The following is a 13,008-nucleotide window of genomic DNA, read 5'->3' as shown; positions in this document are numbered from 1 at the left end:
AGCCGGGTTCAGGCGTTCGACCAGTACCTCGAACGGCACGTCCTGGTGTTCGTAGGCCGCGAGGCTGCGCGCCCGCACCTGTGCCAAAAGCTCTTCGACAGTCGGGTTTCCGGTCAGGTCGACACGCAGCACCAGGGTGTTGACGAAGAAGCCCACCAGGTCGTCGAGGGCAGGGTCGCGCCGCCCGGCGATCGGAAAGCCAATGGCGACATCGGAACTGGCGCCGAGCTTGGCCAGCATGACCGCCAGCGCGGTCTGCACCACCATGAAGCTGGTCGCGTTGTGTTCGCGCGCCACCCGCGCGATCTGCTGCTGCAATTCGGCGGGCCAGTCCACTTCGATCGTGGCACCACGCAGGTCCGCGACCGCCGGGTACGGGCGGTCGGTCGGCAGGTCGATCCGGTCGGGAATGCCGGCCAGGGCGTCGGCCCAGTAACCGAGCTGGGCCGCGACCTCACTGTCGGGAGCGTCGAGTTCGCCGAGTTGCCTGCGCTGCCACAGCGTGTAGTCGACGTACTGCACAGCCAGCGGCGCCCAACCGGGCGCTTCTCCGGCGCGGCGGCTGACGTATGCCGCGCCCAGGTCGGTCACCAGTGGCTGCAGCGACCAGCCGTCCGCTGCGATGTGATGGACCACTGCCACCAACAGGTGTTCATCGTCGGCGAGGCGGAACAGGCTGGCGCGCACGGGGATTTCGGTGGCCAGGTCGAACGCGTACTGCGCGGCGGCGCGTACCGCGTCCGCTCGTTGTGCGTCGGTCCAGGCACTCGCTTCGATGACGTCCCAGCCGAGCTCGAGTTCGTCGGCGGGCACGATCACCTGCTGGGGCGTGCCTTCCGTCGCGGTGAACACGGTGCGCAGACTCTCGTGCCGGTCGACCACGTCGGCCAGCGCCGCGCGCAGCGCCTCTGCATCGAGCTGACCCTGCAGCCGCAGCATCACCGGCATGTTGTAAAGCGCTGACGCGCCCTGCAATTGGTCGACGAACCACAGCCGGTTCTGCGCGAACGACAGTGGGATGACGGCCGGCCTCTCGACCGCCACCAGCGGCTCGCGCCTCGTCGCGCCATCGCCGATCCGCGCCGCGAGCTGAGCCACAGTGGGTGCCTCGAAGACGGTCCGCACCGGCAGCTCCGCGTCGAGCGCCGCGTTGATCCCGGCGATCAACCGCATGGTGGACAACGAGTCTCCACCCAGGTCGAAGAACGAGTCGTCAACACCGACCCGCTCGACACCGAGAAGTTCGGCGTAGATGGCCGTCAGGGTTTCCTCGATCGCGCCCGACGGGGCCCGGTACCGCGTGGCGTCCTGGTAGTCCGGAGCCGGCAGCGCCCTGGTGTCCAGCTTGCCGTTGACGGTGACCGGCAGCGCCGGCACGCCGATGACGGCGGCCGGGACCATGTAGCCCGGCAGCCGGTGCGCCAGCGCGGTGCGCGCCTCGGCCGGGTCTGCCGTGCCGACGATGTAACCGACCAGGCGCCTGTCGCCGGGACGGTCTTCGCGGGCGATCACCGCCGCATGCTCGACGCCGGGTAGCTCGGCCAATGCCGAACGGACATCGCCCAATTCGATGCGGTAGCCGCGGACCTTGACCTGCTCGTCGGCGCGGCCGAAGTAGTCCAGCTGCCCATCGGGGCGCCACGACACCAGATCTCCGGTGCGGTACATGCGGGTGCCCGGTTCACCGAACGGGCAGGCCATGAAACGTGTTGCGGTCAGGCCAGATCGGCGCCAGTAGCCGATACCGACGCCGCGCCCGGCGAGGTACAGCTCGCCGACCACTCCCGGCGGGACGGGGCGCAGCGACTCGTCGAGCACGAAGAACGCCGCACCCGCAGTGGGCGAGCCGATCGGTGGTGCGCCGGAGCCCGCGGTCAGGGGCAGGCTCTTGCACAGCCACATGGTCGTCTCGGTGGGCCCGTAGACGTTGACCATCGTGCGGCCCGGTGCCCAGCGGTCGACCATCTCGGGCGGGCACGCCTCGGCGCCGATGACCAGGGCTGCCGCGTCCAGCCCCTCGGTGGACAACACCGCTGCGGCAGAGGGCGTTTGGGTCAGTACCGTGACTCGCTCGCGAACCAGCAGGTCGTGGAAGTCGTCAGCGGAGCGGGCTACGGCGTCGGGCACCACCACGAGCCGTCCGCCGTGCAGCAGCGCGCCCCAGATCTCCCACACCGAGAAGTCGAACGCATAGGAGTGGAACTGCGTCCACACCTGTTCCGCCGACAGCTCGATGCCGATCTCCAGGCCCTGGAACAACTGAACGACGTTGTACTGCGTGACCGCAACGCCTTTGGGCATACCGGTGGTGCCCGAGGTGTAGATCAGGTGAGCCACGTCGTCAGGCGCGGGACCGTGCGGCGGCGTGCTCGGCTGCGCCGCCGCCGCTGGGTCGGCCACGTCGATGACCGTGACGCCGAATCCGTCGAACCGGTCCGCCAGATCACTGGTGGTCACGACGGCGACCGGTGCGGCGTCGCCGAGCATGAACTCGATACGGGCCGCCGGCAGTGCCGGATCGAACGGCAGATATGCCGCGCCGGACTTGAGCACCGCCAGGATCGCGACGATCGCCTCAGCGGAGCGCGAAAACAGCAGCGCGACAATCTGTCCCGGTCCGGCACCCTGCGCGGTCAGCAGGTGCGCCAATCGATTCGACGCCTCGTCGAGTTCCCGGTACGTCAGTGATCGGTCGCCGCAGACCACCGCGACCGCGTCCGGCGTGCGGGCAACCTGCGCGGCGAACACCTCGGGCACGGTCGTTGCAGCCGTCGGCTGACCCAGCACGGCACGGTTCCCCCAGCGGTCCAGCCGGGCCTGCTCGACCTCGTCGAGCAGATCCACCGCCGACAACCGCTGCTCAGGATCGGCGCTGAACGCCAACACCATTCGCTCGAACCGGCCGACGAGCGCCTGGATGCTCTCCGTGTCGAAAATGTCGGTGCGGAACTCCACCATCACGTCGAGTCCGTCGGGCTCCCCGTCGCCGTCCCAGCGCTCGCCGAGCGAGAACGCCAGATCCATGCGGGCCGTCTGGGTGTCCACCGTCAGCGGGGTCACCTGCAGATCGCCGAGGGCCAGCCCTGCCGCATCCCCCGCCTGCCAGGAGAAGTTCTGCCAGCCCAGCAGCACCTGGACCACCGGATGGTGAGTCAGGCTCCGGGTCGGGTTCAACCGCTCGACGAGCATCTCGAACGGGACGTCCTGGTGCTCGTACGCCGCCAGGCTCCGCCTGCGCACCTGCGCCAGGAGATCGGCGAACGTCGGGTCGCCGCCGGCGAACTCGCCCAGGTCGACCCGCAGCACCAGGGTGTTGACGAAGAAGCCGACCAGTTCGTCGAGGGCGGCATCGCGCCGGCCCGCGATCGGGAAGCCCACCGCCACATCGGAAGTCGAGCTGATCCGCGCCAGCAGCGCGGCGAACGCCGCCTGGATCACCATGAAGCTGGTGGCGTTGTGCTCACGGGCGACGCGGCGGATCTGCTGCTGCAGGGCGACCGGCCACTGCACGGTCACCCGGGCGCCGTGGTGGTCGGCCGTCGGCGGATACGGGCGGTCGGTGGGCAGGTCGAGGCGCTCGGGCAGTCCCGTCAGGGTCTCCTGCCAGAAGTCCAGCTGCGCGGCGATCGGGCCGTCCGCGTCATCGAGTTCGCCGAATTGCGCACGCTGCCACAGCGTGTAGTCGACGTACTGCACCGGCAACGGCGACCAGTCCGGGGCCCGACCCGCACACCGGCTGGCATAGGCCAACCCGAGATCGCGCACCAGCGGGGTGACCGACGAGCCGTCCGCGGCGATGTGGTGCACCACGATGACGAGGATGTGGTTGTCATCGGTGGCGCGGAAGAGCTTGGCGTGGAACGGGATCTGCGTGGACAGGTCGAAAGTGTGGCGGGCCGCGGCGGTCACCGCGTCGTCCAGCTTGCGTGCCGGCCAGCCGCCGGCGTCGATGGTCTCCCAGCCGATATCGGCCTGGTCCGCCGGAATGATCACCTGTTCGGCGGTGCCCTCCGGGGCCACGAATAACGTTCGCAGGCTTTCGTGGCGGGCCACCACATCGGCCAGTGCCCGGCCCAGCGCGTCGGTGTCGAGGCGGCCGCGCAGCCGCAGGGCCACGGCCAGGTTGTAGATGGCCGACGGTCCCTGCAACTGGTCGAAGAACCACAGCCGGTTCTGGGCGAACGACAACGGAAGTGCGGTCGGCCGCGCATCGGTCGGGACAGCCACCAGCGGCGCCAGCCGCGTCGCGTCCCCGCCGATCCGCGGCGCCAGCTGCGCCACGGTGGGTGCCTCGAAGAGCGCGCGCACCGAAAGGTCCACGGCCAAGCTCGAATTGACGGCACCGATCAGCCGCATCGCCGACAGCGAGTCGCCACCCAGGTCGAAGAACGAGTCGTCCACGCCGACTCGCTGCACACCCAGCACCTGGGCGTAGATGTCGGCGAGGATCTCTTGCACCACGCCGGCCGGAGCCCGGTAGCCGTCGGTGTCCGTGTACTCGGGCGCCGGCAGCGCCTTGCGGTCGAGCTTGCCCGACGTCGTCAGCGGCATCTCGTCGAGCACCACGATGTGCTGCGGCACCATGTAGTCGGGCAGCCAGGCGCTCAGCCGGTTCCGGACGGCACTGATCTTCGTGCTGCTGTGCGGCTCGTTGGCGTGGACCCCGGGGTGCGCGTGCGGACGATACAAGTCCGTCAGCGGCACCCCTGCCGAACCAGCATCGCCCGGGCTGACGAAGACGGCGTCGACACAGCCGGGCTCCGCACCCCAGGTGACGGCGACCTGGTATCCCGCGTCCTCACCGACGCGGTGCAGTTCTTCCGTTGTGGTCTCGGGCGTTTCAGGAGTTTCCGCGTCCACCCGGATGCCGGCGAGTTCCTGTTCCAGCCGGACGTCGATGCGCACTCCCGCGCGGGGAATGCCGGCGACGCGGATCGCCTCCGGCCGCAGGCCGGCCAAGCGCTGCTGCAGCCCGGCCAGGTCGGCGCATTCGCCCCACGTCCAGGTGGGGATATCGGCCACCGAACGGCCGGCGGCGGGCGCCTTGTGAATGGTGACGTCGTAGCGGTATCGGTTGAGCTCGTTGTCCGCGGTGCCGCGCTTGATCCGAATACCAAGCCCGACAGCCGATTCCCGCCGCGCCGCCCAGGTCGTGAAGAATTCCGGCGCGAGGAGCAGTTCGGCTTCACCGAGCACGGCATGCTCGACGCGCTGACGCAGGACCGCGGCATCAGTCTCGCCCTCACTGCGGGCCACCACGATGGCAGTCTGGAAAGTGTTCTGCAGACTGTGATTACGGATGTCGCCGAGGAACAGAGTTCCCCCGGGCGCCAACAGTTCCACCGCTTTGTCGATGACCTCGGTCAGGTACGCCGCGTTGGGGAAGTACTGGACCACCGAGTTCACGATGATGGTGTCGAAATGACCACGGGGCAGTCCATCGGTGACGTGCGCTGCCCGGGCCATGAACTCGACCCGGTCGCGCCACGGAATCTGCAACTGCTGCAACGAATGCGCCAGTTTGTCGACCGCCGCCGACGAGACATCGGTGGCGACATACTGCTCGCAGTGCGGCGCGATCTGGGACAGGATCAGGCCGGAGCCGGCACCGATCTCGAGCACCCGCCGCGGATGCAGCGCCATGATCCGGTCGATCGTGGCGGCCCGCCATTGCTGCATCTCGGCCAGCGGAATCGGCTCGCCGGTGTAGCTGCTGTTCCAGCCCCGGAAATCCGAACCGAACTCGGGCGCTTCACCTTCCGCGTCTGCGGCGGCGTACAGCTCGTCGTAGATGTCCTGCCACTCCCCGACGATCTCCGCGTCATGTTCGGTGTCGCGTTTGCCGTCGGTGGCGTGTTCGAAGGTGAGATAGCCGACCAGTTGGGCGCCACCGGTGCCGTGGTGCACGGTGGCCGCGGCCTGGCTGACCTGCGGGCAGGCCAGCAGCGCACTTTCGATCTCGCCGAGTTCGATGCGCTGACCGCGCAGTTTGATCTGGGTGTCGGCCCGGCCCAGGTAGTCCAGTGTGCCGTCGGCGTTCCAGCGCGCCAAGTCGCCGGTGCGGTACATGCGATTGCCGGAATCATCTGGCCCACCATGGGGATTCGCGACGAACCGTTCAGCGCTCAGGGTGGGTCGGCCGACGTAGCCGAGCGCCACCGCTGGGCCGGCGAGGTACAGCTCGCCGGTGACACCCGGCGGTACGGGGTTGAGCTGGGCGTCGAGCACCAGGGTCCGGGTACCCGCGATCGGCGTCCCGATGTTCACCTGCCGGCCCGGCAGCAGCGGGGTGCCGGTGGCCCAGATGGTGGACTCGCTGGGCCCGTAGGCGTTGAACATGCTGCGACCTGGCGCCCAGGCGTGCACCAGTTCGTCGGGGCAGGCCTCACCGCCGGTGATCAACGTCGTCAGGCCGTCGAGCCGCGTGCGGTCCAGGGACGCCACGACCGTCGGGGTGAGCAGTGTCGCGCTGACGCGCTGCCGTTGCATCAGGTCTACGAGCGCCTCGCCGGCGTACACGTCCCGCGGTGCCACCACCAGCGCACCTGCCGCGCCCGTCGCCATCAGCATCTCGAACAGGGACGCGTCGAAGGTCGGCGCCGCGACCATCAGCACGCGGTCGTCGGCGACCAAGCCGTAGGAGTCACGTTGTGCCGCAGCCGCTCCCAGCAGGCCGGCGTGGCTGACCGCGACGCCCTTGGGCTCGCCCGTGGAGCCCGACGTGAAGATGACGTAGGCGGTGTTGTCGACCGTCAGCGGCAGCGCGCGGTCGGCGTCGGTGATCGGTTCTGCGCGGTAGCCGGACAGGTCGACGTCCGCCCGGATCACCGGGCGCGCGCCCGCGCCACCGACCTGGTCGACGTCTCGCGTGAGAACGCAGGCGGCGGCCACCGAATCCAGCACCGTGGCAATGCGTTCGACGGGATGGGTGCGGTCCACCGGCACGTACACGCCGCCGGCCTTGAGCACGGCCCACCACGCCACCACCAGGTCCGCGCATCGGTCCATGGCCACGCCCACCGCGCGTTCCGGACCGACGCCGTGGTCGATGAGCAAGCGCGCCAGGCGATTCGAGGCTTCGTCGAGTTCGCGGTAGGACATCTCAGTCGCCCCGTCGACGACGGCGACGGCAGCCGGATCGACCGCGACGGCAGCGGCCAGCAGCTCGGGCCCGAGTCCGACCGGCGCGCGGGTCCCGGCCCCGGACCAGTGCTGCAGCCGGTCTTGCTCGGCCGCGTCGAGCAGGTTGATGGACAACAGCTTCCGCGTCGGGTCGTCGGTCATCGCGACCAACAGCCGGCGCAACCTGCCGATCATCGCCTCGATGCCGGCCTCGGTGAACACCTCGTTGTCGTATTCGATGTGCAGCCCGAGCTCATCGCCCGGGAACGCCTCGACCGTCAGCGGGTAGTGGTTGAACTCCCGGTTCGCGAACGACGAGATCGTCAGTTCGGCACCGTCGTCACCGCCGACCGACACTCCGGCTTCGACCGGATAGTTCTCGTACACGAACAGCGTGTCGAAGAGTTGGTCGTGACCGGCGACGCGGTGAATCTCGCCCAGCGCCAGGTGCTGATGATCGAGTGTGTCGTTGTGCGCGGTCTGCAGCTGATCGAGCAGGCCGGTCACCGTGGTACCCGCGGCGAGGTTGGCGCGGACCGGCACGGTGTTGATCAGCAGGCCCACCATCGATTCGGTGTCGCCCATGTCCAGCTGACCGAGCCGGGACCGCGCGGTGCCGAATGCCACGTCCTGCTTGCCCGTCAGCGACGTCAGCAGCACGGCCCAGGCCCCTTGCAGCACAGTGCTGACGGTGGTCTGGCAGGAACGCGCCAGCTCCCCGAGTGCGCGGGTGGTCTCTGCCGGAATCTCGAACGACGCAAAGCCGCGCCCGCCCCGTCCCAGCCGGTCCTGCAGCCGGTCCTGTGGGCCTACCAGCGTCGGCGTATCGAAGCCCGCCAGCACGGCACCCCACGCCGCGCGTGCCGCATCGAGGTCCCGATCGGCGAGCCAGGTGATGAACTTCCGGTACGACGCCGCCGGCGGCAACCGGTGCCCGGCATAACCGGCGAAGATCTCACGCAGCAGGATCGGCAGCGACCAGCCGTCGAGCACGATGTGGTGGTTGGTCAGCACGAACCGGTGCCGGTCCTCGGCGATGCGGATCAACAGGGCCCGGAACGGCGGCTCACCGGCGAGATCGCCGACTGCGATGCGCTCGGCGGCACACAGCCGCTGAATCTCATCTTCCTCGAACGCCCCTGTCACGCCGAAATCGATGAACTTCCAGGAGATTTCGGGTTCAGCCAGGATCACCTGAACCGGCTCGTCGAACTGCTGGCAGAACGTGGCCGCCAGGTGCGGATGCCGGTTGACCGTGCGTTGCACCGCATCACGGAGTCGCTGCGGATCCAGTGCGCCGGTCAGCGTGAAATCGAGCTGTACCGAATACATTTCGGCCGCGACGTCAGCCCGTTCGTGCGCGGTGCTGCTGTGGAACAACAGGCCCTGCTGCAACGGCGTCAGCGGCAGGATGTCGGCGATGCGGTACTGCTGCCGCAACTGGTCGATCTGCTGCTGGCCCAGGCGCGCAGGCGCGATATCCGACGGCGTCAGCCCGCCACCACCGGCCCGCACGTGTGCACAGATGCCCGACAGCGCCTCGAACCACAACCGGCTCAACCGGTTCAGCTGGGCGTCGTCGAGAACGGACGTCGCCCACGTCCAGTCGGCCTGCAGTTGCGGGCCGGCATCGGTGTCGACGGTTCCGGCGTTCAGCTCGACGGTGTGGAACAGCGGCAGCGGTGCCGCGGCGCCGGCCAGGGACAGTTCGTCCCGCCCCAGCCGCCACAACTCGTCGATCCCGGCGATCTGCGGGAAGCCAAGGCGCCCCAGATAATTGAACCCGATGCTCGGTTCGGCGCCGTCCAGATCAATGTCGTCGTTCAGGTATCGCAGCACGCCGTAGGTCAGACCGGCGGGCTGGGACCGCAGCTGTTCTTTGGCCGCTTTGACGACTGCGCCGAGCGCTTCGTCACCCGCGATGATCTGCGACCAGGTCAGCTGGCCCATCGAAAGCGCCACCGGGTACTTGGCGGTGAACCAGCCCACGGTCCGCGACAGGTCGACGTCGGCCGCGATGTCTTCGTCACGCCCGTGGCTTTCGACGTCGATGCCGATGGGGGCGCCGGCGCTGCCCAGGAATTCCGCGACCGCGAGGGCGAACCCGATCAGCAGAATGTCTTGCACCCCAGCGTGAAAAGCCGCCGGTACCTCGCCGAGGAGCGCACGCGTGTGGTCGGCGTCCAGAGCGACCGACAACTGGCCCGCGGTGGCGTAGGTGTCCGCAGCAGGGTCCGCCGCCGGTAGGGCCGCGGGTACCGAAGCGACGTGGCGCCAGGCCGCCGCCTGCGCCGGCACGTCCGGCTGGAGCGCGTGCTCGGTGAGCAGCGCGGCCCACTTCTGGAATGACGTTCCGGTCGTCGCCAACTCCACCGGCTGGCCGGCGCGGTGCTGAGCCCACGCGATATTGAGGTCTTCCAACAGGATTCGCCACGACACCCCGTCGACCGCGAGGTGGTGCACGATCAGCACCAGCTGTCCGGTGGCGCCGACCCACAAGCCGCTCACCATCAGCCCGGCATTCGGGTTCAGCCGGGTCCGTGCCGCGGCCACCGCTGCTTCGGACAGCTCATCGACCTCGACGACGCACTCGTGGGCAGCGACCGAACCGGCTTCGGGTACCTCCAGGGTCCCATCGGCGCCGACGCACAGCCGCAGCATCGCGTGCCGATTCAGCAAGGCCTGCAACAACATCACCGCGTCGGCCGCGGTGGCGCCATGCGGCGCCTGCAACACCAGGGTCTGGTTGAACTGGTCGACCGGGCCCTCGATACCAGCGAGCCACCGCAGAATCGGGGTGGTCTGTACCGGTCCGATACCTTCGTCGACCACATCATCCGCGCCATCGGTGACGGTCACCGTCTGCGCCAGGCGCGCCACCGTCTGCTCGACGAACACGTCACGCGGGCGGCACGCCAGACCGGCGGCCCGAGCCCGCGCCGCCACCTGCATCGCGAGGATGCTGTCGCCGCCCAGCTCGAAGAACGAGTCGTCGACGCTGACGGCCGCCGATTCCAGGCCGAGGATCTCGGCGTAGATGGCGGCCAGGATCTCCTCGACCGGGCTGTCGGGCGCACGGTAGTCGTCGCCCGTGTACTCAGGGGCCGGCAGGCTGCGGGTGTCGAGCTTGCCGCTGGTGGTCAGCGGCAGTTCGGGCAGCGCCACCACCGCGGCGGGGACCAGGTACGCCGGCAGCCGATCCGCCAATGCGGCCCGCACTTCGACCGGATCGACGGCGCCGGTCACGTAGCCGACGAGGCGCCTGTCGCCGGGACGATCCTCCCGGACGATCACTGCCGCCTGCACGACGCCGTCGAGCGCCGCCAAAGCTGTTTGTACCTCGCCCAATTCGATGCGGTAGCCGCGAATCTTGACCTGCGCATCAGCGCGGCCGACGTACCGCAGCTGGCCGTCGTCGCCCCAGTACACCAGGTCCCCGGTGCGGTACATGCGCTCGCCGGGCTTACCGAACGGGCATGGCACAAAGCGGGATCCGGTCAATGCGGTCCGGTGCAGGTACCCGACACCGACACCGCCGCCGGCCACATACAGTTCGCCGACCACGCCGGGCTGCACCGGCTGCATCCAGCCGTCCAACACGAACAGGGCCGCGCCGCTCGGCGGCGATCCGATCGGCGCCGCGCCGCCGCCGGCCGCCAGCGGCGCACTGATCGCCGCGTAGATGGTGGTCTCGGTCGGGCCGTAGCCGTTGACCATCACGCGCGCGGGGGCCCACTGGTCGACCACCTCGGCCGGGCACGCCTCGCCGCCCATCACCAGAGCGCACGACTCGAGGCCCGTCATGTCCAACATGCCGATGGCAGAAGGGGTTTGGGTGAGGACCGTGACCTTTTCGGCGATCAGGAAGTCATGGAACTCGGCCGGATCAGCGGACACCGACTCGGGCACCACCACCAGTCGGCCACCGCGCAGCAGCGCGGAGAAGATCTCCCACACCGAGAAATCGAAGGCGTACGAATGCCAATGCGACCAGGCCTGCTCGGACGGCAGGCCGGCGTCCTGCGACGCGATCAGCTGGGTCAGGTTCTGATGGGCGATCGCAACGCCTTTCGGCGTGCCGGTCGTACCCGAGGTGTAGATGACGTAGGCGACATCGTCGGGCTCGGGCCCGGCCGCGGCCGGCCAGTCGCCGGTCTCGTCGAATGCGTCGCGCTCTCGCACATCGACGACGATGCCGTCGAACCCGTCGAACCGGTCTGCCAGCGCAGCGGTGGTGACGGCCGCGAACGGCTGAGAGTCGTCCAGCATGAAGGTGATTCGGGACGCCGGCAGCGCCGGGTCGATCGGCAGATATGCCGCACCGGTCTTGAGCACGCCCAGGATCGTCACGATGGCCTCGGTGGAACGCGGCAGCATCACCGCCACGCGCCGACCCGGACCCGCACCGCGGTCGGCAAGCAGCTGAGCCATCTGGTTCGACGCGCGGTCGAGTTCCCGGTAAGTCAGCGCCCGACCGTCGCCGCTGAGCGCGACCGCCTCGGGCACGCGAGCCACCTGATCGGCGAACAGCGCCGGAATCGATGCCGGCGGGTCCGTCTCGGTGGCGAGCGTCGCCCAGTTTCCGAATTCGGCCAGCCGTTCCTCGGCCGGTGCACCCAGCACCGGCAACGACGACAGGCGCTGAGCTGGATCTGCCGTCATCGCGGTCAACACCCGGTCCAGCTGGTCCGCCAATTCGACGACGTCGAGCTGGCGGGTACCGAACGTCGTGACGGACAGCTCGTCGCCCGTGCCCGAGAACGCGAGTCCGGAGCCTCGTCCAAGACCTGAGATCAGTTGCGCTGCCGCGGTGGCCTCGCCCAGCGGCACGGTGAACCCCGACGGTAGAAAGTCCACCACGATCCGGTCGGCGCCCACCCCGTGCATCTTGCGCTCGAGGGCCTGTACCGGAAATCGTTGATGGCGCACCGCTTCTCGGGTGCGAGTGTGCACATGCGCACAGAACTCGGCGACCGTGGCATCGGGGGAAACCTGCAGGACCAGTGGCACCACCCCGGCAACCATGCCGGGCAACGTCTTCGACACCTGCAGCACGCGGCGGGTCACCGGCAGGTCCAGCACCACCTCGTGGCCGTCAGCTGACCGGCCACGCAGGACCAGCGCGCAAGCGGCGATGAGCACCGTCGACCGGCGCACATCCCAGGCGTCGCACAGTCGTTCCACCTGAGCCAACAGTGCAGGGGCGAGCTGGATCGGCTCCGACGAGCCGTCCTCGGCATCCGCCGCGTCGCCGAGCCGGAGCTCACGGGTGGGCTCTGCCGGCAGGTTCGCCGTCCAGTACGCCTCGTCCTCTGCGTAGTCCGCGGAGGCTTCGTACGCTGCCTCACAGTCGAGCAGATCCTGCAGCGAACTGAAGTACGACGGCTGAATCGCTACGCCCGCAACAGTTTCCGAGTAGACGGCGGCGATCCGCTGCAGGACCAGCGCCAGTCCGATGCCGTCGGCGACGATGTGGTGGCAGCACGCGAAGAAGAACGATTCGGCCGGACCGGCCTGGAAGTACGCGAAGCGCAGCAGCAGGCCGTCGAGCGGCATGGGGGTGCGCTGCAGCGCCGAGGACATGGCGCGCGCCTCGGCCATCGGCTGGTCGGCGTGGGTCAGATCGACGAAGGCCACGTCGAAATCGGCGGCATCAAGGACCCGCTGGCGGACCTGACCATCGGTCTCCGAGAAGGTCGCCAGTACCGGATCGGCTTCCCCGACGACGCGCCGGATCGACTGCTCGAACAACCCGAAATCGACTGGTCCGTCAATTTTTGCGAAGATGCCGAGTTGCCACTCCGCAGCCGATTGACCCGTTTCCTGCGCGAGCCAGATATCCAACTGCCCACGCGTGACCGGCCACGACGAATCGCCGAGATCCAT

Annotated in this window: 1 protein-coding gene (running past one end of the window); it reads right to left on the bottom strand. The window is 68.9% G+C overall.

From position 1 onward, the window contains the following. Positions 1-13,008 carry the 5' portion of a non-ribosomal peptide synthase/polyketide synthase gene (locus A7G45_RS08420; RefSeq protein ID WP_260935724.1) on the bottom strand. 18,006 nt of this gene lie to the left of the window's left edge, so the window shows 13,008 of its 31,014 coding nt (coding positions 1-13,008); the start codon lies at positions 13,006-13,008; the stop codon falls past the left edge of the window.

This window comes from Mycolicibacterium llatzerense (assembly GCF_025331195.1).
GTDB lineage: Bacteria > Actinomycetota > Actinomycetes > Mycobacteriales > Mycobacteriaceae > Mycobacterium > Mycobacterium llatzerense.
This window is presented reverse-complemented; position numbering and strand designations above follow the sequence as displayed.